The following is a 22,655-nucleotide window of genomic DNA, read 5'->3' on the forward strand; positions in this document are numbered from 1 at the left end:
TGCCCGATGCGGGAAGGGTCGGGTGCGCCGGATGGGCGCGCGGCGGATCCGGGTGTGGAAGACGCCGATGACCGGACAGGCGCGGAGTCGAGAGCCGCCGCCCGTCCATCCGCGCTGCGGGAAGCGGCGGAGAGCCGCGGCGCAGCTTGCTACGCGACGTCTCGGTAAAACGGCGGAAGCGGGGACTGAAAAGCCAGACGCGCGATGTTACCGGATGTAAGCGGCCGAAAAAACGAAATGCCGTTCTATTTTTGCATCGGTTGCGCGCATAAGACGGCACGAGATTGTCCTTATGCCCGGACACATGCATTGACAATTCAGACGAGTCCGATGGGAAAGCGGCGCGTGCTTGCCCAGAATGCCGAGTTCGAAGCGCCCGTCTCATCCCTTCGACGAGACGCCCGGCGGATGCCTTTACCCGCGCATCCGCTCCATGTCCCTTGGACTCATCAGGTAAGACACCATGCGCGTCGCCGTTCTGCAAACCGATCCGAGTTATCGAAATCTCGTCAGCGACGTCGTCAAGCGACTCGGCCATACCTGCGTGACTTTTGGCGACGGCCTCGTGCTGTCGAAAGCCCTGTCGCGCTCCACGGTCGATCTGCTGATCCTCGACTGGAATTCCACCGGCCTGTGCGGACTGGATCTCCTCAAATCCGTGCGCTCCAGCTTCGGCGAGCGCGTACCCGTGCTGTTCGCCACGCCGGACGGCGCCGAGCACAACGTCGTGTGCGCGCTCACCGCCGGCGCGGACGATTACGTCGTCTATCCCATCCGTCCCGGCGAACTCGGCGCGCGCATCGAGGCGCTGCTGCGGCGCGCCTATCCGACCACGTCGAATGCCTGCCTCGAAATCGGCCCGTATCGTTTCGACGCCCGCCAGCAGATCGTCACGGTGCGCGGCAAGCCGGTACAGCTGAGCGGTACGCAATTCCGGCTGGCGCAGCTGTTCTTCTCGAACATCGGCCGGGTGCTGTCGCGCGATCACATCTTCGCGATGGTCTGGGGACGCGAGTTCCGCGAAACCACGCGGACCATTGATAGCCACGTGTCGCGCCTGCGGCTCGCGCTCGAAATCGAGCCGGTCAACAACTTCCGGCTGCAGCCAGTCTACAAGAGCGGGTATCGGCTGCTTCATCTCTACGACGACGGCAAGGGACGGGGCGACGAGCGCGTCGAGTCCGCCGCCGCGCAGATCGCCGCCTGACGGCCGGGGCAGCAGTGAGCGTGGGTCGTATCGCGATGCAGCATGGGGGCGGCACGCATTTTTTTCAGGGCGGGGCGCTTTTATAATCGGGCGCCAGAATCCCGCGCTTCCGGCGCGCCGCATTCGACCTCACCCTGACCGCACCCCGACACCACGACGCATGACGAGCACGGCAGCCCCATCGAGCGGGACCTTCATCGCGCGCCCTCCGGCATCCACGCTTGCCGACATGCTCGGGCATTTCGCCCAGCTCGCGCCGGTGTTCGACGCCATGCCGGACATCGTGTTCTTCGTGAAGGATCGCGAAGCGCGCTATGCGATGGTCAACCGCACGCTCGCGCGGCGTTGCGGCTACAAGGACAACAAGACGGCGCTGCTCGGCAAGACCGCCGAAGAAGTGTTTCCCCGCCGCTTCGGCCGCATCTACACCGCGCAGGACCAGGCGATCATCGCGCAGGGACATCAGCTCATCGACCAGCTCGAACTGCATCTCTACCCGGGCCGCGAGCCGGGGTGGTGCATGACCTGCAAGCAGCCGCTGCTGGACGGTCAAGGCGCGATCGTCGGGCTGGCGGGCATATCGCGCGACCTGCAGGCCGCCGAGGGCACGCATCCCGCGTACAGCCGGCTTGCCGCCGTGGTCCGGCACATCCAGGAGAACTACGTCCAGCCGCTCAACATGCGGCAGCTCGCGCAAATGGCCAACATGTCGATTGCGCAACTGGAGCGCTATTTCCACAAGGTGTTTCACCTGACGCCGCGGCAAGTGCTGCTGAAGACGCGGCTCGACGCCGCCACCGCGCTGCTGGTCTCGCAGGACGACAAGGTCACGGACGTCGCGGCGTTGTGCGGCTATACCGATCACAGCGCGTTCACGCGCCAGTTCAAGGCAACCGTCGGCATCACGCCGTCCGAATACCGCGCGTTGCTGCAATCAGGCACAATGCGCCCCGATTCGCCGCAGGACACAAAAGTCTGACGGGAAATCGGGGTACGGCTGGTCCCTGAATTACATGGTCGTGCGGTTACGATGCGAATCTGGCTGCGGGGAATCGGCGCTGAGGCCCGCCAGAAGGGCGGTTGCGGCTTGTTTCGAGAAAACCGGTCCGCTTCTTGCTCAAACAGGCACGCCACAGCCGGGGATGTTTCGCCGGACGTGGCCAGAAACCGCGAGGCGTTCCGCACCGGCGCACGCGCGGCTCAAATAGCGGTGCGTTCGGAATTCCCGCCGCGTTTTCGTGTCAACAAGGCGCACCGCTTGATTGCGGAGCGTCCGATGCGGCGAGTCAAGGAGACCGTCGCGAGAATTCCGTTTTTGGCAGTTGAAAAGAACATCATGAACGAAGTGGCAAGACTGGGGCATATGCGGATCGTGCTCATCGAGGACGATCCGGAAAGCAGGGCATCGCTGCAGATGTTGTTGCAAGAGGAGGGGGCCGAAGTCATCGCCGTAGCCGACGCCGAAGATGGCGCGCAGGCGGCGATCGAGCATCTTCCCGACGCGGTGATCTGCGATCTCGACCTTCCTGAAATGGATGGTTTCTACCTGATCCAACGTTTGCGGGACCATGAGATACGCGGCAACCTGCCGCCGTCCGTCGCCATCGCGCTGACGGGACACGATGGCGAAGAATATCGCCTGCGCAGTATCGGCGAAGGTTTCCAGCATTTCATGACCAAACCCGTGCATCCCGATGAACTCGTCACCTTGATCCAGGATGCGGCCGGGGCGCGCGTCGTGATGTAGCGCGCCATAGGGCTGGAAACACGCGGCGCGCGGCGCCGCGTGCGGCTATGCGCTCAGGACCGGTCGCGGTTGCGTGCCCGCGTCGCGCCCGTGATGATCGCAATGCCGAGCATGATGACGGCGACGATCATGATCGTGTGCTGCGAGACATGCATCGCGACGAGCGCCCACGACACGCCGCCGATCAGCACGAGCCATCCGACGAGATAAATGATCAACGTCATCGTTTTCTCCTTCTCTGTTTCTAGTTGTCGATAGATAGAGGCATTCTGCCTGCAAGATGCGTACCGGCGCCATGGGCCGGTGCCTGCGGGATGTTGATAGAATCTGCGCCACTCTTTCTTCGACACGGCAGACCGAGACTATGTCGCATGCTCACGAAGTGGTTCGAGACGCGGATCAGCACGTACCGTTTATCTGCAACATTTGCGGGCAGGCCAACAGCGTCGAGAAAGCGAGACTGACGCGCGAGGAGCCCAGTTGCGCATCGTGCGGCTCGACCGTGAGAATGAGGTCGATCGTGCAGGTTCTGACGCGCGAACTGTTCGGGCAAAGCATGACGATCGCGCAGATCGATCCGCCGCGGCCGGATATCGTCGGCATCGGGATGAGCTGCTGGCATGGCTACGCCGGTCCCATCGCGCACCGGATTGCGTACCGCAACACTTTCTATCACCAGGAGCCGCGCCTCGACATCACGCAGATCGATCCTGCGATGGAAGGCACGCTCGACTTCGTGGTCTCGACGGATGTTTTCGAGCATGTCGCCGCGCCGGTGCATCGGGCTTTCGACAATACGCGCAGGCTCCTCAAGCCAGGCGGCGTGTTCGTGTTCACGGTGCCGTACTTCCACCAGGGCGAGGAGCACGTTCTCACGACGGAGCATTTCTCCGATCTCCACGATTACCGGATCGTCGAAGACGAATACCTCGGGCCGATGCTGAAGAATACGAAGCCGAACGGCGACGTGCAGTATTTCTACAATCTCGTGTTCCATGGCGGCCCGGGCGAGACGCTGGAGATGCGGCGCTTCTCGGAATGGTCGGTGCTGGAGGAATTGAAGCAAGCGGGCTTCAACGACCTGACGATCTATCGAAACGACGATCTGCCGTTTGGCATTTCCTGGCCAACTGGCCATTCGGCGCCGATCGCCGCGCGGGTGGATCCGGATGCGTCCGGGGTTACGGTGCGGGTGCGGTGAGCGACCGGGCTTTTGCTCTGCATGTAGGCCGAGTCGATCGATGCAATTTTTGATTTACAAGGTATCGAATACGTGCCGCGTCGCCTCGGTAAATCGTCAAAAAACCCGCTACACAACCATACGATGTTCAAGGGCAGCAGGCTTTTCGCGACCACAACTTGATGCGGCTGCTCGAAGGGAGGTTCGGCAATGAAATCAGAGAAATCTTCGGCATTGAGCCGAATGCACTCACGGCCGACGAAGCGAGCTACCTCGTTGGGTTCCGTAACGCTGACGAGATCCGAGGTCGGAGCGCTAAGGCGCGAGAAGAAACAGATCTCCGCCTCCGCGCAAAAGGCGTTTTCGCAATTGAAGAACAAAAAGCTCGGGTAGTGACTCAGCGCCGCATGCAAATGGCGCGTGCGGACGACGCGCGCCGGCGTCGGCGCCGGGGACGCAAATCAGTCTAGGCCACCTTTCGGTGGCTTTTTCATTTGTTGCGGCTCGCTCTGATTCCGCGCCGGGCAGAGTGCTTCCGCGTCCAGGCCCATCGAGTGCCGGAGCCATTGCTCCGCACGCTCGATCCAGTCGGACTGCTCGTACTCTTTGTCGTACTTGTTGACCGGGCATCACAGTTGCAACAGCTCCCACCGATTCTGCACGACGCTGCCGTCCGGTTGGAACTCGTCGCACTCAAGCCGTGCAAGCACCAGGAGCGGGCGCGCTTCGACTTGGGCGAGAGCTGTCGCAATGTATGCGAAACTCCCGCCGGTAAAGGCTTTAGGCCCCAAAATCACAATCAACCATGCTGACAGTTCACCACCTCAACAACTCCCGTTCGCAACGCGTTCTGTGGATGCTGGAAGAACTGGGCGTCGAATACGAGCTGAAGCGCTACCAGCGCGACCCGCGCACGATGCTCGCGCCGCCTGAACTGCGCGCCGTGCATCCGCTCGGCAAGTCGCCGGTCGTGACGGACGGCGACCTGACGCTCGCGGAGTCGGGCGCGATCATCGACTATCTGGTCGAGCGTTACGGCGAAGGGCGCTTCTCGCCGCCGCCGGGCGTCTCGCCCGAGCGCGTGCGCTACACCTACTGGATGCACTACGCCGAAGGCTCGGCCATGCCGCCGCTGCTGCTCAAGCTGGTCGCGCGGCGTCTCGAAAGCGCAAAGATGCCGTTTTTCGTGCGGCCGATTGCGCGGCGCATCGCGCAGACGATGCAGAGCAGGTTCATCGATCCGCAATTGCGGCTGCACTTCGGCTATATCGACGCCGAACTCGCGAAATCGCCCTGGTTCGCCGGCGATAGCTTCAGCGCCGCCGATGTGCAGATGAGCTTCCCGCTCGAAGCGGGCAGCCAGCGCGCCGGGGCAAAGCAGTTGCCGCACATCCGGGCGTTCCTCGAACGCATTCATGCGCGGCCCGCGTATCAACGCGCGCTGGAACGCGGCGGGCGTTACGACTACGCGAGCTAGCCAAAACTAGCCATTCGGCCAGGTTCGGAACGCCCGGCCTCTTGCGTACAATGAGCCGCACAAAGTCAATCGCTGGACGCAACCCCAAAGGCAAGCATGGCTCGAATCGTTCCTGACGACTGGAAGAATCTCGAAGCAACCGGCGCGGCCGCGCGCGAGCTCGAAACCCTGACGCGGCTCGAAAAGCTGCCGGACGACTACACGGTGTATCACGGCGTGCACTGGACGCGCGTCAACGAAGGTTTCTCGGTATTCGGCGAGGCGGATTTCGTCGTCGTGGCGCCGTCCGGTCGCGTGCTGATGATCGAGCAGAAGGCTGGCTTCCTGCGCGAAACCAATGCCGGCCTCGTGAAGGTTTATCTGCAGAAGGAACGCAACGTCGCCATCCAGCTGGCGCGCACGCTGGAAAACCTGCATCGGCGCTTCACGGCGGCGTTCGGCGCGGGCACCTACCGGATCGAGGAACTGCTGTACTGCCCGGACTACACGATCAAGGACGCCGCCATCGCGGGCGTCGCGCCGGCGCGGATCGTCGATGCCAGCCGCAAGGACAAACTCGCGCGCGTCGTGCTGGAGATCCTCCCGCCCGACGAACCGCGCTTCGAGGCGGCGGCCCGTATCCATCACTTTCTCGCCGACGAGCTTTCCCTCACGCCCGACACCAACGCGCTGGTCGGCGCGGCCAATACGCTCGTCACGCGGCTCTCGGGCGGACTGGCCACCTGGGCACGGCGGCTCGAGTTCGAACCGTTCCGCTTGCGAGTCATTGCGACCGCCGGCGCGGGCAAGACGCAGCTCGCGGTGCGCGTGATGCGCGAGGCGCTCGCGCAGGGCAAGAGCGTGCTCTATGTCTGCTTCAACCGGCCGCTTGCCGATCACATCCGCGCCATCGCGCCGAAAGAGGCGAAGGTCGCCAATTACCATCAACTGAGCGCGGCCGTGGCGCGCGATGCAGGCAGCCCGCCCGACTTCAGCCAGCCCGATATCTTCGCCACGCTCGAAGAACGCTTCGCCGCCGTGCCGGTGCCGGAGCACTGGAAGACCGACGTGCTGATCGTCGACGAAGGCCAGGACTTCCAGGCGGCCTGGGTCGAGGCGCTGGAACGCCTGCTGAACCCGGCCGGCGCATGGTGGTGGCTCGAAGACCCGATGCAGAACCTGTATCTGCGCGAGCCGGTGCCCTTGCCGGGCTGGACCATCCTGCGCGAATCGACCAACTATCGCAGTCCGCGCGATCTCCTGGGCTTCATTCGCAAGATCGTCGGCCCCGAGGTGAGGCTCGACGCAGGCAGTCCGTTCGACGGCTCGGACGTCAGCATCGCCACCTACGAGAACGGTCACACCGAGGAGATCGTCGAGGCCACGAAGCGTGCGATCACGCAGGCGCTCTCGCTCGGTTTCCGCAAGCAGGACATCGCGGTGCTGTCGTTCCGCGGCCGCGAAGGCTCGGCGCTCACGGCGGTCGAGCAGCTTGGCCCGCACAGGCTGCGTGCGTTCACCGGCACCTACGACCTGTTCGGCAACCCGGAGTATCGCGAAGGCGACGTGCTGCTCGAATCCATCTATCGCTTCAAGGGCCAGTCCGCGCCGTGCGTGATCCTCACCGAGGTGGACTTCGAACCGCTCGACGAGCAGGCGGCGCGCAAGATCTTCGTCGGCGCCACGCGCGCGACCATGAAGCTGATCGTCGTGGCCTCCGAACGCGCCGCACGCGCCATCGAGGCGCTGTAGCGCCGGCTGCCCGTGACGAGTTCCGCCTCTTCCGTGCGCGGCCCGGCCGTCCGTCCATGGTTCCGCCGCCTGTGGTACGCGGCGCTGGTCGCGCTCGCCATCGCGCCGCCCATCGGCGCGGTCGGCTACATGCTCTATTCGGGGCTGCTCGCGCGCGAAACCCATACGCTCGTCGCTCCGTACGACGTGTATTGGGACGCCGCACAGTTCCAGATCGCCTACGAACGCTTCGAGAATCACGTGCTGCTGTACCGCAATGGCATCGACGAAGATGCCGACGCCGTGCGCACGAGTTATCGGCTGCTGCGCGCGCGGCTCCTGCAGGTCTCGTCGTCGCCGGGGTTAGCGGCCGGTCATGAAGCCCTGTTCAACCGGCAGCGCGAAATCCTGCGGCAATTGCAGACCGCGTTCGACTCCATCCAGGCCGACGTCGATGCAATCGATGCCGAGCGAAAACATAGCCTGCGCATCGTCGGCGTGCTGCGCCAGAATGCGCCGGTCGTGGCGGAGCTGGCGAGCGGGCGGCGCCTGATGGACGTCGCCGAGCGCGAAAACATCGTGCGCGATTTCGACGCCAAGCGCCGCTATCTGATTCTTGGCGGCATTCTGCTCGGCATTTTGTCGGCGGCGGCCACCATGCTGTTGCTGTTCAACGGTTACCGGCGCACGCGCCTGATCGAGCAGCAACGCACGGCGCTCGCAGCCGAGCACCAGGCGACGCGCGCGGCCCGCGAAGCCGGCGTCGCCAAGGACACGTTCCTCGGCATGCTGAGCCACGAACTGCGCACGCCGCTGCATGCCATCGTGTCGTCGGTGGAACTGCTCGGGCTGAACGCGCGCGGCGACGCGGATCGCAAGATCATGCACCGGCTGGAATCCGGCGCGCGTCATCTGGAAGCGCAAATGCGCGACCTGACCGACTACGCGCGGCTCGGCGCGGGCAAGCTGGAACTGCGCACCATGGCGTTCGATCCGGTCGAGCTGCTCGAATCGATCGTCGATGCCAACGCATCCTCCGCAACCGCCAAGGGGCTGGCGCTGCGCGGCGATTTCGCGGGCGAGCGCGGCCCGCTCGAATCCGACGCGCATCGCGTGCGGCAGATCGTCACGAATCTCGTCACCAATGCCATCAAGTACACCGATACCGGCTCGGTCGAAGTGCATTTCAAGCGCACCGAGAAGCGCCTCGACATTTCCGTCATCGACACGGGTCCGGGCATTCCGCGCGAACAACTGCCGCTGATCTTCCAGGAATTCACGCAGCTCGACTCATCGAGCACGCGGCGTTTCGACGGCGCCGGCATGGGCCTCGCCATCGTGCGCGGACTGGTGGAGCTGCTCGGCGGCAAGATCACGGTGTCGAGCGAAGTGGGTCAGGGCGCGGCGTTCCGCGTGAGCCTGCCGGTCGTGTCGGTGGATCATCTGCCCGCGCGCGCCGAGCTCGACGCGGCGACGCCGGCGCAGCGCAAGTCGCGCGTGCTGGTCATCGACGACCACGAGTCGATCCGGGAATCGCTGAGCGAAATGCTCACGCATCTGGGATATTCCGCGGTCGCCATGCCGGAGGTGGACAGCGCGCTCGCCTGGCTGCGGGCCAACGACGCCGACGTGATCCTGGCCGACCTGCACATGCCCGGCAAGGACGGTTACTCGTTCGCCAACGAATACCGCGCGCGCATCGCACCCGGCGCCAGCGTGCCGATCATCGCGGTGAGCGCGTACGCGCCCGAGCTGGTGGATCCGAGCGCGGCCATCCTGTTCTTCGACTATTTGCTGAAGCCGGTGCGCTACGAAGTGTTGAAAGGCGCCGTCCACCGCGCGGTGATGGCGCGGCGGCGCGTTAGCTGACTGGCTGACTGATGGCGCGCAAGGCCGGCAGCGCAGCCTAGCTGCGCATCAGGCGTTTGGAGAGATCGGCCACCAGAATGCCGAGCCGGGCAGGCTTTTCGAAACACGTGGCGTTGTAGTCGCGGATCAGCTGGCTGATCTCCGATTCGCTCGCCTTGCCCGTGGTCAGTTCGCCGGTGAGCACGAAGATCGGCGCATCCGGATTGTCCGATTCACGCACCGCGCGAATCGCGCCCGCCGAGGTATGCACGCCGAACAGCCAGTCGATCACCACGGCGTCGAAAACCTGCGTCTGCAAGGCTTCGAGGAAGGCGTCGAGACCATAGAAGGCCATCGCCGTGAAGCCGGTGGCTTCGAGATAGTCGTGCAGGTTGTCGGCGGAGGCGTGGTCGTCATCGACCACGGCGATCACCGGCTTGTCCGTGTCCGGGCGGCGCGGCTGGATCTCGATCTTGTGGACATCGCTCGCTTCGTGCAGCAACACGCCTTCGTGCTTGCTGACGATCCAGCGGCCATTGAGTTTCTGCGCGATGAAATCCGGCCGGCTGCCCGGGTCGAGCGCATTGCCGACCCACGCCATGCAAGGAATTTCCACCGAACCGAGCTTGAAGACGGCGTCGTGCGCGGTGCCTTCGGTTTCGTCGGGGCGAGTGTTGATCGAATCGAACAGCTTGAGGGCCGGTTCGTCGAAAGCGTCGGCGACCCGGCGGATTTGTGCGAGCGTCCACGGACTGTTGCCGCGCAGCTTGCGGTGACCTTGCGAAAAACTCAGATCGAGAATGCGGCACAACTCAGCGGTCTGTTGCCGCTTGCCGATGCCATGACGGCCCATGAGCTCGCGCACGCGTTCAGCGACGGCGAGTGATTCCGAAGAAGACGTTTCAGTGACCATACCGCCAGCGGAGTGAAAAGTGGGACTGCGGGAGGGGAAAAATCTGGCGCGGCGATCGGCCAGGCGCAGTCGAACGGACATTGTAAAGGGCGCGGCCCGACGCACTCAAAAGGTGCCGGCAGAGGCCTCGTACTGCATTGATTGAATTGAAGAAAAGAATTCTTCCGACAAAGCGCGCAGTCTGGCGCCGGCAGCATGCTCCCGGCGCCGCGCTGGCGCTGATCGTGCGTTACTGCGGCTGAATCTCGGCGGCCTGCAGGCCCTTCGGTCCCTGACGCACTTCGAACATCACGCGCTGGTTTTCTTGCAGCGACTTGAAACCGTCCGCACGGATTTCCGAGAAATGCGCGAACACGTCGGGCGTGCCGTCGTCCGGCTTGATGAAGCCAAAGCCCTTTGCGTCGTTGAACCACTTCACAGTACCAGTTGCCATTGCTTCCTCTTCTTGCAGCGTTGAGCGAGGGACGAGCCCCGCATGGGTTGATCGATACGGTTTTGCAGCAGTGCCGGCATCAGGCCAGCGCCGCCACGCGCGAACGAGCGGGCGCGTGCGGAGCCGGAATCTCGTCGAGCAGGGACGACAGTTCGTGGTCGCCTTTACCACCGCTGAATTCACGCAGCGTCGCGAGCAGCGTGCGCCACGGCGCAGGCCAGCGCGTTTCGCGCACGCAGCGGCCGTTGGCGTCGGTGATGCGCAGCAGGGTGGTGTCGGGGTAGTAGGTGAGCGTGACGGGCATCCCGTCGAGAACGCAGGTGGCGGTACAGGCTTTCGGTGTGAACATGCTTTCTTGTAGATGAGTGATCGTCGTGCGCGCGGCATGCGCGATTCAAGCGACGGCCGCTGGCTTGAGCAACGCGCGTGCCTGAGGCTCTGGCGCACAGATTCAGAAGCTGACCGCCGGGACCTTTTAGCCGCAGCATTCGCGCAGATTGAACGGAGTATTGTCCAATTTCACGACAATTGAGGTCACAAGACGATTTAAACTTCAACCAGGTCAGACTGGAGTCGAAATCGTGTTGCTTGCCGTCATGTTGATCAGCCCCGTGGGCGTCGCCGCGCTTTTTGCATTCGCGCGTTTCGCGGACAGAACTTTCAGGGACAGCGCCTCCCTCGCGGAAAATCGCTTCATGCAGGTCGCAAGGCGTTCACGGCCACGCGAAAAACACCGCCACGCGGGCTGAATTCCCAAGAATTTCAATGCCACACTGTTCGATTCACTTTTGCTATCGAACGATCGCCCTTTCGAATTGTTCCGCTATTGGAGCCGGACTATAGTGCTCTCCACGGCATGAACCGCCTATAAGTCCAACGAGACAACGAAAGGAGACAACGCATGAACCGTATCGATCTGGCTGAACGCACGGTGATCATCACGGGCGGCGCGCGGGGCATCGGCCTCGCGGTTGCGGAACGGGCGCTGGACTCGGGCGCCGACGTCGCCCTCTGGGATGCGGACGGCGAACGCCTCCAACGCACCAGCGCCGACCTCACGGCGCAACACCCCGGACGCCGCGTGAGCGACGCGGTCGTCGAACTCACCGACGAAGCCTCCGTCGATGCCGCCGTCAAGAAAACGCTCGCCGCGCACGGCCGGATCGACGTGCTGGTCAACAATGCGGGCATCACCGGCGGCAACGGCAGCACCTGGGAACTCGCGCCGGACGTATGGCGCCGCGTGATCGATGTCAATCTGATCGGCCCGTATCTGACCTGCCGCGCGGTCGTGCCGCACATGCTGAAAAGCGGCTATGGACGCATCGTCAACATTGCGTCGATTGCCGGCAAGGAAGGCAATCCGAACGCGTCGCACTACAGCGCGTCGAAGGCGGGACTGATCGGGCTGACCAAGTCGCTCGGCAAGGAACTCGCCGGCAAGAACATCCTCGTCAACGCGGTCACGCCAGCGGCCGCCAAGACCGAAATCTTTGATTCGATGTCGCAGCAGCACATCGACTACATGCTCTCCAAAATCCCGATGAACCGCTTCCTGCTGCCGCACGAGGCCGCCTCGCTGATCCTGTGGCTGGCATCGGAAGACTGCGCGTTCAGCACGGGTGCGGTGTTCGACCTGTCGGGCGGACGCGCCACCTACTGAAGCGGATGGCCGCCGCGCTCCCCGCGCGGCGCTTCTGGAGAGAGACATGGATGACTCCGCACGCGCGGAAGGCGCCGTCACGTCGCGCGTGATGCGCCGGCTGCTGCCGTTCCTGCTGCTGATGTACGTGCTGGCGTTTCTCGACCGCGCCAACATCGGCTTTGCCCAGAAGGCGTTGCAGCAGGACACCGGGCTGTCGAATGCGGCGTTTGCCTTCGGCGCGGGCGTGTTCTTCATCGGCTACGCGATCTTCGAGGTGCCGAGCAACCTGCTGCTGCATCGCGTCGGCGCGAAGCTGTGGATGTGCCGCATCATGGTCACGTGGGGTCTCGTCTCGGCGTCGATGGCCTTCGTGCACAACGCGACGACCTTCTATACGCTGCGCTTCCTGCTCGGCGTGGCGGAGGCGGGCTTCTTTCCGGGCATCGTCTATTACCTGACGCGCTGGTTTCCCCAGTCGGCGCGGGCGCGTGCGCTCGGCGTGTTTTATTTCGGCGCGCCGCTCGCGTTCATCTTCGGCGCGCCGTTGTCCGGCCTGTTGCTCGACCTGCACGGCGCGGCCGGGCTGAACGGCTGGCAATGGCTGTTTCTCGTCGAAGGGCTGCTTGCGTCGATCGTCGGCGTGTGGGCCTTCTGGTATCTCGACGACGACCCCGCCCGCGCCCGCTGGCTCACGCCGGAGCAACGCGCCACGCTGGTCGCGCGACTCGCCGACGATGCCCGCTTCGCGTCCTCGCACGGCCCGCGCAGCGTGCTGGCCTCGCTCGTCGATGCCCGCGTGCTGGTGCTGTGCTGCGTCTACTTCCTGATTCAGGCGGCCGTGTATGGCGTCGTGTTCTATCTGCCGCAGCAAGTGGCGGCGCTGCTCGGCACGAAGGTGGGATTGCGCGTCGGACTGGTGACGGCGCTGCCGTGGCTTGCCGCCGTGGTCGTCACGTGGATCGTGCCGCGCTACGCCGACCGCACCGGGCGGCATCGCCTGTGCGCCGTCGCGTTGCTGCTGATGTCGGGCGTCGCGATCGCCGTGTCGGGACTGGCGGGGCATCCGGCCATCTCGCTGCTTGCGCTGTGCTGCGCCGCGAGCGGCTTCATCGCCGCGCAGCCGCTCTTCTGGACTTTTCCGACGCGTTATCTGACCGGCGCGGCCGCCGCCGCCGGCATCGCGCTGATCAATTCGCTCGGCGGACTCGGCGGCTTCTTCGCGCCGATGGCCCGCACCGCCGCCGACGCCGCCCTGCATTCGACCGGCGCCGGCCTCATGGTGCTCGGCGGCGCGAGCGTGCTGGCGGCGCTGATCATCGTCGTGATGGTGCGCCCGCCCCGCGACATTCCGCTTGCCGATGCGCGCGCCAGCAACGCCCGCGCATCCTGAACCTCCCGAAACACCCAGCCCAACACGGAGCAGACCATGTCCATGCCTACGATTCGCCAGGTGCGCGCCTTCACGGTTCGCGGCGGCGGCGCCGACTATCACGATCAGGGCGCCGATCACTGGATCGACGATCACATTGCCACGCCGATGGCGCGTTATCCCGAGTACCGCAAGAGCCGCCAGTCGTTTGGCCTGAACGTGCTCGGCTCGCTGGTGGTGGAGATCGAGGCGAGCGACGGCACCGTCGGCTTCGCGGTGACGACGGGCGGCGAGATCGGCGCGTTCATCGTCGAGAAGCATCTGGCGCGTTTTCTGGAAGGACAGCGCGTGACCGACATCGAGAAGATGTGGGATCAGATGTTCAACGCGACGCTCTACTACGGACGCAAGGGCATCGTGCTGAACGCGATTTCGGGCGTCGATCTCGCGCTGTGGGACCTGCTCGCCAAGGTGCGCAAGGAGCCGGTGTTCCAGCTGCTCGGCGGCCCGGTGCGCGACGAACTTCAGTTCTACGCCACCGGCGCGCGGCCCGATCTGGCGAAGCAAATGGGCTTCATCGGCGGCAAGATGCCCTTGCAGCATGGTCCGGCGGAGGGCGAGGAAGGGCTCGCGAAGAATATCGCCAAGCTGGCCGACATGCGCTCGAAAGTGGGCGACGACTTCTGGCTGATGTTCGACTGCTGGATGAGCCTCGATGTGAACTATGCGAAGCGGCTGGCGCATGCAGCGCGGGAATACGGCCTCAAGTGGATCGAGGAAGCGCTGCCGCCGGACGACTACTGGGGCTATGCCGAACTGCGCCGTAGCGTGCCGGGCGGCATGATGGTGTCGACCGGCGAGCACGAGGCGACTCGCTGGGGCTTCCGCATGCTGTTCGAGATGGGTTGCGCGGACCTGGTGCAGCCGGATGTGGGCTGGTGCGGCGGCATCACGGAGCTCATCAAGATTTCGGCGCTCGCGGATGCGCACAACGTGCTGGTCGTGCCGCATGGTTCGTCGGTGTACAGCTATCACTTCGTCGTCACGCGCCACAACTCGCCGTTCGCCGAGTTCCTGATGATGGCGCCCAAGGCCGACCAGGTGGTGCCGATGTTCACGCCGCTGCTGCTCGACGAACCCGTGCCGGTGAACGGCCGCATGAAGGTGCCCGAGACGCCGGGCTTCGGCGTGCGGCTCAATCCCGAGTGCAAGCTCGAACGGCCTTATACCCACTGAAGAGAACGAGGACGTCATGCTGCTTGAGAACAAGGTCGTCGTGGTGACGGGCGGATCGCGCGGCATCGGCCGGGCGATTGCGCTGGCCAGCGCCCGCGAAGGCGCGGACGTCGCCATCAACTACTGGGGCGACAACGATCGTTCCTATGGCCGGGAGTCGGCGGTGGAATCGATCGTCGGCGAGATCGAGGCGCTGGGACGACGCGCGATTGCCGTCGAGGGCAACGTCGCCGAGCACGATACCGGCGTCGAACTGGTCCGGCGCACGGTGGAGGCGTTCGGGCGCATCGATGTGTTGTCGAGCAATGCCGGCATCTGCCCGTTCCATGCGTTCCTCGACATGCCGCCCGCCGTTTATGAAACCACAATCGCCGTGAACCTCAACGGCGCGTTCTATGTGACACAGGCGGTGGCGAACCAGATGAAGGCGCAAGGCATGGGCGGCGCGATTGTCGCGACGAGTTCGATCAGCGCGCTCGTCGGCGGCGGCATGCAGACGCATTACACGCCGACCAAGGCGGGCGTGCATTCGCTGATGCAGTCATGCGCGATCGCGCTCGGGCCGTATGGCATCCGCTGCAATTCGGTGATGCCGGGCACCATCGTGACGGATCTCAACGCCGAGGATCTCGCCGATCCGGACAAGCGCGCCTACATGGAGAAGCGCATTCCGCTTGGCCGCCTGGGCGAACCCGACGACGTCGCGCAATGCGTGGTGTTCCTCGGTTCGGAGCGCGCGCGCTATGTGACGGGCGCGTCCTTGCTGGTCGATGGCGGGCTGTTCGTGAACCTGCAATAACGCGCTTCCGTGCTTCCGTGCTTCAGTGCTGCGCCGACGCCGAGTACTTGCGCAGCAGCGCGATGAAATACTCGGCGGGTTCGCTCAAGGTTTCGAAACGGCGGCGCAGCAGGCCGAAGCCCGACAGGCTCTTGCCGACCTCGATCGGCAGTTCCACCAGCAACTGCGCGCGCAGATAGTCGCGCACGACGGACTCGGGCAGCATCGCGACGGCCTCGCCGTTTTGCAGCAATTGAAGCGTCGCGAAGATCGACGCGCATTCCACGATGTCCGCCGGCGAGCTGAGCCGCGCACGCGCGAGCTCGTCTTCGAAGAGCGCACGCGCGGGGCTCGTGATCGGTTGCAGGATCCATGGCCAGCCCACCAGTTGTTCGAGCGTGAGCGCGGTCTTGCCGGCCAGTGGATGGCTCGCGCGCACCACGAGCCGCATGGCCTCGCGGGCGAGCGGCTCGAAGTCGAAGTCATTGTGTTGCAGCGGCGTGGTCAGCCGTCCGAGCGCGAGATCCACTTCGCGGCGATGCAGCAACTGCACGACCTGATCGCTGGTTTCGCCGAGGATGCGCACGTTCAGCAAGGGCCGCTCGGTTTTCAGTTCGGTGACGGCCATGGCCAGCACGTCGGGCGCGGCGCCCATGATCGCGCCCACCGTCAACTGGCCGTGACCGCCGCGGCGCTTGGCGTCGAGGTCTTCGGCGAAGCGCGTGAGGTCCGCAAGCGAGCGGCGCGCGTAAGCCAGCGCCGCCAAGCCGAGCGGCGTGGGCTGCATGCCGCGCGCATTGCGCTCGAACAGCAGGAAGCCGAACGCCTCCTCGATGTCGCCCAGCATGCGGCTAGCGCTCGGCTGCGCCACGTTGATGGCTTCGGCCGCCTGATGCAGGTTGCGGGCATCGTCGAGAGCGACGAGCAGCGCGAGATGCTTGAACTTCAGGCGGTTGACCAGAGCGCTCGGCGAAATGCTGGGCGAGGGGCTCGGCGACACAGTGTGGGACGCAATCTCGTTCATTCGACAGTCCGCGTGAAAGCGCGCGATGATACGGCGCAGCGATACGGTTTTGCGATCGGCCAATCCTGCATTCGGATTGTCGTGTTATCGGTCGGCGAATTATAGTCGCAGCACAACGAGTCCCGGACACAGGGAAACACTCAATCAGAACAAGGCGGTCCGCCATGGAGACAGTGGCATTTCGCATGACCCTGAAACCAGGCATGCGCGACGAATACACAAGGCGTCACCGCGAGATCTGGCCGGAACTGGCCGATGCGCTGCACGCCGCGGGCATCCGCGATTACCGCATCTTTCTCGACGAATCGACCGGACATCTCTTCGCCCTCTACGCGCGCACGGCGGACCACACCGTCGATGCGCTGCCGATGCTCCCCATCATGCGCACGTGGTGGGACAGCATGGCCGAACTGATGGAGACGCACGCCGATAACGCGCCGGTCAGCGTGCCGCTGACGCCGGTCTTCCATCTACCCTGAAACCCTGGCCGCTTTCGCGAGGAGCGCAACCATGCAGGTCGTCGATCCGCATATCCATCTGTGGGATCTGTCCACGCATCATTACCCCTGGCTCGCGAATCCGCAGACCTCCTTCGTCGGCGACGCCCGCAAGCTGAAGCACGACTATCTGCTCGGCGATCTGCTGCGCGATGCCGATGACATCCAGGTGCTGAAGATCGTGCATGTGGACGCCAATCACGATCCCGCCGATCCGGTGGAGGAAACGCGCTGGCTTCAGGGCATCGCGGATGGCGCAGGGCGCGGCATGCCGAACGGCATCGTGGCGGGCGCGGATCTTTCGGCGGACGATGCGCCGGCCGTGCTCGAAGCCCATGCCGCGTTTGCCAACACGCGCGGCATCCGCCAGATCCTCAACGTGCATGACGATCCGCTGTACGACTACGTCGGCCGCCATTACATGCGCGAGCCGCAATGGCGCGAGCACTTCGGCTTGCTGCGACGCTACGGCATGTCGTTCGACCTGCAACTGTATCCGTCGCAGATGGCGGAGGCGGCAGAGCTTGCACGCGAGCACGCCGATACGCAATTCATCGTCAATCACGCGGGCATGTTCGTCGATCGCAACGCGACGCGCGGCTATCGCGAATGGCGCGACGGCATGCGCCTGCTGGCCGCGTGTCCGAACGTCGCGGTCAAGCTGAGCGGCTTCGCGATGTTCGATCACGACTGGACTATCGAAAGCCTGCGGCCCTACGTGCATGAATGCATCGACACGTTCGGCTGCGAGCGCGCGATGTTCGCGTCTAACTTTCCGGTGGACCGGCTGTTCGGCACTTATACCGGCTTGTGGAACGCGTATGCGCGGATCGTCGGCGGGGCGAGCGACAGCGAGAAGGACGCGCTGTTCGTGCGCAACGCCGAGCGCATCTACCGGATCTAGAGAGGGCATCGCGATGACCATGACACCACGTCTCGAACTGCTGCACGCGAGCAAGTCGTTCGGCCGCGTGCGGGCGCTGGGCGACGGCAGCCTGCAACTCTTTCCCGGCGAAGTGCATGCGCTGCTGGGCGAGAACGGCGCGGGCAAGTCGACGCTCGTCAAGCTGCTCGCGGGCGTCTATCAGCCCGATGCGGGCGAACTGCGTATCGAAGGCGTCGCGCGCCGCTTCGCCAATCCGGCCGAGGCGCGCGATGCCGGCATCGCCGTGATCTATCAGGAGCCGACGCTGTTCGCCGATCTCTCGATCGCGGAGAACATCTACATGGGCCGGCAGCCGCGCGACCGGCTGGGCCGCATCCGCTACGACGAGATGCATCGCGAAGTGGATGCGCTGCTCGCGTCGCTCGGCGTGAGCCTGCGGGCGCAGCGGCTGGTGCGCGGGCTGTCGATTGCGGATCAGCAGGTGGTGGAGATCGCCAAGGCGCTTTCGCTGGATGCGAACGTGCTCATCATGGACGAGCCGACCGCCGCGCTGTCGCTGCCGGAAGTGGAGCGGCTGTTTGCGATCGTGCGCGCGCTGCGCGAACGCGACGTGGCCATCCTTTTCATCACGCATCGTCTGGACGAAGTGTTCGCGCTGACGCAGCGCATGACGATCATGCGCGACGGCATGAAGGTCTGCGACGCGCTCACGCCGGACATGAGCATCGACGCGATCGTCAGCCGGATGGTGGGCCGCGATCTCGACACCTTCTATCCCAAAGCCGATGTCACGCCCGGCGACGTGCGGCTCTCGGTGCGCAACCTGACGCGCCAGGGCGTGTTCCGGAACATCTCCTTCGATGTGCGCGCGGGCGAGATCGTCGCGCTGGCCGGACTGGTCGGCGCGGGACGCAGTGAAGTGGCGCGGGCGATCTTCGGTGTCGATCCGGTGGATGGCGGCGAAGTGAAGATCGCGGGCAAGAAGCTCGCGCTCGGCAAGCCCGCCGCCGCGGTGCGCGCGGGCCTAGCGCTGGTGCCGGAAGACCGTCGCGCGCAAGGGCTCGCGCTGGAACTGAGCATTGCGCGTAATGCGTCGCTGACGGTGCTCGGACGCCTGATGCGGCATGGGCTGATTACGGCGCGCAGCGAGTCGTCGCTGGCGGCCGACTGGGGCAAGCGCCTGCGTCTGAAAGCAGGCGATCTCGATGCGCCCGTCGGCACGCTGTCGGGCGGCAATCAGCAGAAGGTCGTGCTCGGCAAATGGCTGGCCACGCATCCGAAGGTGCTGATCATCGATGAACCGACGCGCGGCATCGACGTCGGCGCGAAGGCCGAGGTGTATCGCACGCTGGCGGAACTGGTGAAGGAGGGCATGGCCGTGCTGATGATATCGAGCGAATTGCCGGAAGTGCTCGGCATGGCGGACCGCGTGCTCGTGATGCACGAAGGGCGCATCAGTGCGGACATCGCCCGCGCGGATGCCAACGAAGAACGGGTGATGAGCGCCGCACTGGGCGCGTCGCCGCAGAATCTGGGGCGCGCCGCATGATGACCCGACACTCTCCGACGCTCCCCGCGATGCCGCCCGCCGAAACCAAGCGCGACAGTATCGCGGTTTCCATCGCGAAGAGCCGCGAACTGACGCTCTTCATCGTGCTGCTGGTGCTGATCGGCGCGACGGCTGCAGCCAAGCCCGACTTCCTGAACCTGCAGAACCTGCGCGACGTGCTGTTGAACGTCTCGATCATCGGCCTGCTGACGGCGGGCATGACGATCGTCATGCTGATGCGGCATATCGATCTCTCGGTGGCGTCGATCGTCGGTGTCAGCGCGTATGCGGTCGGCAGCCTGTTCGTGATGTTCCCGCATTTGCCGGTGATCGTCGCGCTGCTGGCGGGCATCGGCATCGGCGGCTTGATCGGCGCGGTGAACGGCGTGCTCGTCACGTTCGGTCGCGTGCCCTCGCTGGTCGCGACGCTCTCGACGCTGTATATCGTGCGCGGCGCCGATTACGCATGGGTCCACGGCGGCCAGATCAACGCGACCAGCCTGCCGGATGCGTTCGCGGCGATCGCCACCGGCTCGCTGCTCGGCGTGCCGAACCTCGTGCTGATCGCGCTCGTGGTGCTGATCGCGTTGTCGGTGTATCTGAAGCAGTATCGCGGCGGGCGCGAGCACTATGCGATCGGCTCGAATCCCGAAGCGGCGCGGCTTGCCGGCATCCGCGTGGACCGGCGTGTGATGATCGGCTTCCTGCTGTCCGGCGCGATTGCGGGCCTGGCCGGCGTGCTGTGGCTGGCGCGCTTCGGCACCGTCGATGCCAGCACCGCCAAGGGCATCGAGCTTCAGGTGGTGGCGGCGGCGGTGGTCGGCAGCGTGGCGATCACGGGCGGCGTGGGCACCATCGCGGGGGCGACGCTCGGCGCGCTGGTGCTCGGCGTCATCAACATCGCGCTGGTGGTGCTGCGCGTGTCGCCGTTCTGGCAGCAGGCCATCCAGGGTGCGCTGATCGTCGCGGCGATCGCGCTCGATACCTTGCTCGCGCGTTCAGTGGCGCGCCGCATGATGAGGAAACGCGATCATGGCTAAACCGGATTCCGCACTCTCGACGAGCCGTCGCCGGCACCTGCAATGGGAAGCGATGCTCGCCATCGTGCTGGTGGTGTCGCTGGCAGCGGGGCGCGTGCTGTCGCCGCTGTTTCTTTCTGCGGCCAACGTGTCGAATATGCTCGCCGACTTCACCGAGATCGCGCTGATCGCGCTGCCGATGACGCTCATCATCGTCGCGGCGGAGATCGATCTTTCGGTGGCGTCGGTGCTCGGCGCCTCCAGCGCGCTGATGGGCGTGCTCTGGCACATGGGCCTGCCGATGCCGCTGGTCATCGTGCTCGTGCTGCTGTTCGGCACGCTGGCGGGGCTCCTGAACGGTCTGGTGATCGTGCGCTTCAACCTGCCTTCGCTGGCGGTGACGATCGGCACGCTCGCGCTGTTCCGCGGCCTGGCGTACGTGCTGCTCGGCGACCAGGCGATCGCGGATTTTCCGGCGGCGTACACGGCATTCGGCATCAATACGCTGGGCGACACCTTCCTGCCAATGCCCTTCATTCTCGTAATCGCGGGCGCGGTGATCTTCACCGTGCTGTTGCAGGCGACGCCGTTCGGCCGCAGCCTGTTCGCGATCGGCGCGAATCCTACGGCCGCGCAGTTCTCGGGCATCGACGTGGCGAAGACGAAGCTCAAGCTCTTCATGATGTCGGGGGCGATGGCGGCGCTCGCGGGCATTGTCTATACGCTGCGCTTCACGAGCGCACGCGGCGACAACGGCGAGGGCTTCGAGCTCTCGGTGATCGCGGCGGTGCTGTTCGGCGGCGTGAGCATTTTCGGCGGACGCGGCTCGATGGTGGGCGTGCTGCTGTCGCTCGTGATCATCGGCGTGCTGCGCAATGCGCTGACGCTCGCGGATGTGTCGAGCGAGACGCTGACCATCGTGACGGGGGCGTTGCTGCTTTCGTCGGTGCTGATTCCGAATCTCGTGGCGCGCTGGCGGGCCGTGCGCGAGAAACGCCTGATGATCCGGGGCGTGACTGAATGACTGGCGGTGCTCGTCGATAACCAGCGCAAGGATTGGCTTCGCCGCTGTCCGCGCGCAATGACAGGAGACTTTACGACATGAAGAAGCCCATTCGATTCCCGCGCGGCCCGGCCGTGGCGGCGGCTGTTCTTGCGGTGACCGTCGCGCTGACGGCCGCTGCCGCCGAGGTCAAGAGCGGCCTGAAGATCGCCTTCCTGCCGAAGCAGATCAACAATCCGTACGAGGTCATCGCCGATGATGGCGGCATGGCGGCCATCAAGGAAATGAAGGGCGATGGCAAGGTCGTGGGGCCGTCGGATGCGGGGGCGTCGTCGCAGGTGAGTTATATCAACACGCTGATCACGCAGCGGCAGAACGCGATCGTCATTGCGGCCAACGATGCGAATGCCGTTGTGCCTTATCTGAAGAAGGCGATGTCGCAAGGAATCAAGGTTGTCACGTTCGATTCGGACACCGCGCCGGATGGAAGACAGATCTTCGTCAATCAGGCGGATTCGGAGGCGATCGGGCGCGGGCAGATTCAGTTGTTGTCCAAATTGATTGGCGGCGAGGGCGAGTTCGCCATTTTGTCGGCGACGCCGAATGCCACGAATCAGAATACGTGGATCAAGTGGATGCAGGAAGAGTTAAAGAAGCCCGAGTACGCGAAGATGAAGCTCGTGAAGATTGCGTACGGCAATGACGACGATCAGAAGTCGTTCGTCGAGACGCAGGGTTTGTTGCAGGCTTATCCGAATCTGAAGGGCATTGTGGCGCCGACGTCGGTGGGGATTGCGGCTGCGGCGCGCTATATCTCGAGTTCGCCGGCAAAGGGCAAGGTGGTCGTGACCGGACTCGGCACGCCGAATCAGATGCGTGCTTTTGTCAAGAACGGGACGGTTAAGGCTTTCCAGTTGTGGGATCCGGGTCAACTCGGTTATCTCGCGGCGTTCGCGGCGGCGAATCTGGCGTCAGGGACGATTACCGGAAAGGAAGGGGATTCGTTTGAAGCGGGGAAGCTGGGCAAGCGGACGGTGGGGAAGAGCGGGGAAGTGATTCTGGGACCGCCGACGACGTTCGATGCGGCGAATATCGATAATTTTAATTTTTGAGGGGGTAGGGAGAGAGGGGAGT

The 22,655-nt window shown here is 64.5% G+C and carries 22 protein-coding genes; 17 read left to right on the top strand and 5 right to left on the bottom strand.

Annotated elements, in window-relative coordinates; all coding sequences use genetic code 11:
- Positions 1 to 463 precede the first annotated feature (463 nt).
- The 3 genes from QCE83_RS30310 (at position 464) to QCE83_RS30320 (ending at position 2,954) form a co-directional block, all read left to right on the top strand.
- A complete protein-coding gene (locus QCE83_RS30310) occupies positions 464 to 1,207 on the top strand; it encodes a response regulator transcription factor (protein WP_309819853.1) in 744 nt (247 codons plus the stop codon).
- 229 nt (positions 1,208 to 1,436) lie between these two features.
- On the top strand, positions 1,437 to 2,186 hold the full coding sequence (locus QCE83_RS30315; RefSeq protein ID WP_309821180.1) for an AraC family transcriptional regulator: 750 nt from the start codon (positions 1,437 to 1,439) through the stop codon (positions 2,184 to 2,186).
- 297 nt (positions 2,187 to 2,483) lie between these two features.
- A complete protein-coding gene (locus tag QCE83_RS30320; RefSeq protein WP_404986150.1) occupies positions 2,484 to 2,954 on the top strand; it encodes a response regulator in 471 nt (156 codons plus the stop codon).
- 53 nt (positions 2,955 to 3,007) lie between these two features.
- On the opposite strand, the gene QCE83_RS30325 is transcribed toward QCE83_RS30320, so the two are convergent.
- On the bottom strand, positions 3,008 to 3,178 hold the full coding sequence (locus QCE83_RS30325) for a hypothetical protein (protein WP_309819855.1): 171 nt from the start codon (positions 3,176 to 3,178) through the stop codon (positions 3,008 to 3,010).
- A gap of 296 nt (positions 3,179 to 3,474) precedes the next feature.
- On the opposite strand from QCE83_RS30325, the gene QCE83_RS30330 reads away from it, so the two are divergent.
- The 4 genes from QCE83_RS30330 (at position 3,475) to QCE83_RS30345 (ending at position 9,190) form a co-directional block, all read left to right on the top strand.
- Complete coding sequence (locus QCE83_RS30330; protein WP_309819857.1) at positions 3,475 to 4,155, top strand: methyltransferase domain-containing protein; 681 nt, start codon at positions 3,475 to 3,477, stop codon at positions 4,153 to 4,155.
- Positions 4,156 to 4,939: 784 nt separating this feature from the next.
- Entirely contained in the window at positions 4,940 to 5,611 is a 672-nt protein-coding gene (locus QCE83_RS30335; RefSeq protein WP_309819859.1) for a glutathione S-transferase, read from the top strand.
- Positions 5,612 to 5,707: 96 nt separating this feature from the next.
- Positions 5,708 to 7,342: an ATP-binding domain-containing protein gene (locus tag QCE83_RS30340; protein ID WP_309819861.1), complete on the top strand. Its 1,635-nt coding sequence runs from the start codon at positions 5,708 to 5,710 to the stop codon at positions 7,340 to 7,342.
- 12 nt (positions 7,343 to 7,354) lie between these two features.
- The gene (locus tag QCE83_RS30345; RefSeq protein ID WP_309819864.1) at positions 7,355 to 9,190 is read left to right on the top strand and encodes an ATP-binding protein; all 1,836 of its coding nucleotides are present in this window, start codon (positions 7,355 to 7,357) and stop codon (positions 9,188 to 9,190) included.
- Between the two features lie 37 nt (positions 9,191 to 9,227).
- Here the strand turns inward: QCE83_RS30345 and QCE83_RS30350 are convergent, their stop codons facing one another.
- From QCE83_RS30350 to QCE83_RS30360, 3 genes are all read right to left on the bottom strand, one after another.
- A complete protein-coding gene (locus QCE83_RS30350; protein ID WP_309819866.1) occupies positions 9,228 to 10,082 on the bottom strand; it encodes a helix-turn-helix domain-containing protein in 855 nt (284 codons plus the stop codon).
- A 229-nt stretch (positions 10,083 to 10,311) separates the two neighbouring features.
- On the bottom strand, positions 10,312 to 10,515 hold the full coding sequence (locus QCE83_RS30355; protein WP_309819868.1) for a cold-shock protein: 204 nt from the start codon (positions 10,513 to 10,515) through the stop codon (positions 10,312 to 10,314).
- Positions 10,516 to 10,594: 79 nt separating this feature from the next.
- Entirely contained in the window at positions 10,595 to 10,864 is a 270-nt protein-coding gene (locus tag QCE83_RS30360) for a hypothetical protein (protein ID WP_309819870.1), read from the bottom strand.
- A 552-nt stretch (positions 10,865 to 11,416) separates the two neighbouring features.
- On the opposite strand from QCE83_RS30360, the gene QCE83_RS30365 reads away from it, so the two are divergent.
- The 4 genes from QCE83_RS30365 to QCE83_RS30380 are packed head-to-tail and all read left to right on the top strand — an operon-like array spanning position 11,417 to position 15,564.
- Positions 11,417 to 12,178: an SDR family NAD(P)-dependent oxidoreductase gene (locus QCE83_RS30365; protein WP_309819871.1), complete on the top strand. Its 762-nt coding sequence runs from the start codon at positions 11,417 to 11,419 to the stop codon at positions 12,176 to 12,178.
- A 46-nt stretch (positions 12,179 to 12,224) separates the two neighbouring features.
- Complete coding sequence (locus tag QCE83_RS30370) at positions 12,225 to 13,550, top strand: MFS transporter (protein WP_309819873.1); 1,326 nt, start codon at positions 12,225 to 12,227, stop codon at positions 13,548 to 13,550.
- Positions 13,551 to 13,586: 36 nt separating this feature from the next.
- Positions 13,587 to 14,765, top strand: coding sequence for an L-rhamnonate dehydratase (rhmD, locus tag QCE83_RS30375; RefSeq protein WP_309819875.1), 1,179 nt, complete (start codon positions 13,587 to 13,589; stop codon positions 14,763 to 14,765).
- 16 nt (positions 14,766 to 14,781) lie between these two features.
- Complete coding sequence (locus tag QCE83_RS30380) at positions 14,782 to 15,564, top strand: SDR family NAD(P)-dependent oxidoreductase (protein ID WP_309819877.1); 783 nt, start codon at positions 14,782 to 14,784, stop codon at positions 15,562 to 15,564.
- A 22-nt stretch (positions 15,565 to 15,586) separates the two neighbouring features.
- Here the strand turns inward: QCE83_RS30380 and QCE83_RS30385 are convergent, their stop codons facing one another.
- A complete protein-coding gene (locus tag QCE83_RS30385) occupies positions 15,587 to 16,567 on the bottom strand; it encodes a LysR family transcriptional regulator (RefSeq protein ID WP_309819880.1) in 981 nt (326 codons plus the stop codon).
- 164 nt (positions 16,568 to 16,731) lie between these two features.
- On the opposite strand from QCE83_RS30385, the gene QCE83_RS30390 reads away from it, so the two are divergent.
- The 6 genes from QCE83_RS30390 to rhaS all read left to right on the top strand — a co-directional run bounded on the left by QCE83_RS30390 (position 16,732) and on the right by rhaS (position 22,633).
- Positions 16,732 to 17,046, top strand: a complete 315-nt coding sequence (locus QCE83_RS30390) for an L-rhamnose mutarotase (RefSeq protein ID WP_309819883.1) — start codon at positions 16,732 to 16,734, stop codon at positions 17,044 to 17,046.
- A gap of 31 nt (positions 17,047 to 17,077) precedes the next feature.
- On the top strand, positions 17,078 to 17,968 hold the full coding sequence (locus QCE83_RS30395) for an amidohydrolase family protein (RefSeq protein WP_309819884.1): 891 nt from the start codon (positions 17,078 to 17,080) through the stop codon (positions 17,966 to 17,968).
- A gap of 13 nt (positions 17,969 to 17,981) precedes the next feature.
- Positions 17,982 to 19,499, top strand: coding sequence for a sugar ABC transporter ATP-binding protein (locus tag QCE83_RS30400; protein ID WP_309819886.1), 1,518 nt, complete (start codon positions 17,982 to 17,984; stop codon positions 19,497 to 19,499).
- Entirely contained in the window at positions 19,499 to 20,539 is a 1,041-nt protein-coding gene (locus tag QCE83_RS30405; RefSeq protein ID WP_404986152.1) for an ABC transporter permease, read from the top strand. The genes QCE83_RS30400 and QCE83_RS30405 overlap by 1 nt, the downstream gene beginning before the upstream one ends.
- A complete protein-coding gene (locus QCE83_RS30410) occupies positions 20,532 to 21,542 on the top strand; it encodes an ABC transporter permease (protein WP_309819888.1) in 1,011 nt (336 codons plus the stop codon). The genes QCE83_RS30405 and QCE83_RS30410 overlap by 8 nt, the downstream gene beginning before the upstream one ends.
- Positions 21,543 to 21,619: 77 nt before the next feature.
- A complete protein-coding gene (rhaS, locus tag QCE83_RS30415; RefSeq protein WP_309819890.1) occupies positions 21,620 to 22,633 on the top strand; it encodes a rhamnose ABC transporter substrate-binding protein in 1,014 nt (337 codons plus the stop codon).
- Positions 22,634 to 22,655 lie beyond the last annotated feature (22 nt).

It is taken from the genome of Caballeronia sp. LZ034LL (genome assembly GCF_031451215.1).
Classification (GTDB): domain Bacteria; phylum Pseudomonadota; class Gammaproteobacteria; order Burkholderiales; family Burkholderiaceae; genus Caballeronia.

What these genes read in the sequence shown, in the direction of transcription:
- QCE83_RS30390 (WP_309819883.1), top strand. Translation starts at nt 16,732, where the DNA reads ATGGAGACAGTGGCATTTCGCATGACCCTGAAACCAGGCATGCGCGAC.
- QCE83_RS30365 (WP_309819871.1), top strand. Translation starts at nt 11,417, where the DNA reads ATGAACCGTATCGATCTGGCTGAACGCACGGTGATCATCACGGGCGGC.
- QCE83_RS30380 (WP_309819877.1), top strand. Translation starts at nt 14,782, where the DNA reads ATGCTGCTTGAGAACAAGGTCGTCGTGGTGACGGGCGGATCGCGCGGC.
- rhaS (WP_309819890.1), top strand. Translation starts at nt 21,620, where the DNA reads ATGAAGAAGCCCATTCGATTCCCGCGCGGCCCGGCCGTGGCGGCGGCT.
- QCE83_RS30360 (WP_309819870.1), bottom strand. Translation starts at nt 10,864, where the DNA reads ATGTTCACACCGAAAGCCTGTACCGCCACCTGCGTTCTCGACGGGATG.
- QCE83_RS30320 (WP_404986150.1), top strand. Translation starts at nt 2,484, where the DNA reads ATGCGGCGAGTCAAGGAGACCGTCGCGAGAATTCCGTTTTTGGCAGTT.
- QCE83_RS30405 (WP_404986152.1), top strand. Translation starts at nt 19,499, where the DNA reads ATGACCCGACACTCTCCGACGCTCCCCGCGATGCCGCCCGCCGAAACC.
- QCE83_RS30315 (WP_309821180.1), top strand. Translation starts at nt 1,437, where the DNA reads ATGCTCGGGCATTTCGCCCAGCTCGCGCCGGTGTTCGACGCCATGCCG.
- QCE83_RS30410 (WP_309819888.1), top strand. Translation starts at nt 20,532, where the DNA reads ATGGCTAAACCGGATTCCGCACTCTCGACGAGCCGTCGCCGGCACCTG.
- QCE83_RS30310 (WP_309819853.1), top strand. Translation starts at nt 464, where the DNA reads ATGCGCGTCGCCGTTCTGCAAACCGATCCGAGTTATCGAAATCTCGTC.
- rhmD (WP_309819875.1), top strand. Translation starts at nt 13,587, where the DNA reads ATGTCCATGCCTACGATTCGCCAGGTGCGCGCCTTCACGGTTCGCGGC.
- QCE83_RS30340 (WP_309819861.1), top strand. Translation starts at nt 5,708, where the DNA reads ATGGCTCGAATCGTTCCTGACGACTGGAAGAATCTCGAAGCAACCGGC.
- QCE83_RS30335 (WP_309819859.1), top strand. Translation starts at nt 4,940, where the DNA reads ATGCTGACAGTTCACCACCTCAACAACTCCCGTTCGCAACGCGTTCTG.
- QCE83_RS30385 (WP_309819880.1), bottom strand. Translation starts at nt 16,567, where the DNA reads ATGAACGAGATTGCGTCCCACACTGTGTCGCCGAGCCCCTCGCCCAGC.
- QCE83_RS30355 (WP_309819868.1), bottom strand. Translation starts at nt 10,515, where the DNA reads ATGGCAACTGGTACTGTGAAGTGGTTCAACGACGCAAAGGGCTTTGGC.
- QCE83_RS30350 (WP_309819866.1), bottom strand. Translation starts at nt 10,082, where the DNA reads ATGGTCACTGAAACGTCTTCTTCGGAATCACTCGCCGTCGCTGAACGC.
- QCE83_RS30400 (WP_309819886.1), top strand. Translation starts at nt 17,982, where the DNA reads ATGACCATGACACCACGTCTCGAACTGCTGCACGCGAGCAAGTCGTTC.
- QCE83_RS30395 (WP_309819884.1), top strand. Translation starts at nt 17,078, where the DNA reads ATGCAGGTCGTCGATCCGCATATCCATCTGTGGGATCTGTCCACGCAT.
- QCE83_RS30325 (WP_309819855.1), bottom strand. Translation starts at nt 3,178, where the DNA reads ATGACGTTGATCATTTATCTCGTCGGATGGCTCGTGCTGATCGGCGGC.
- QCE83_RS30370 (WP_309819873.1), top strand. Translation starts at nt 12,225, where the DNA reads ATGGATGACTCCGCACGCGCGGAAGGCGCCGTCACGTCGCGCGTGATG.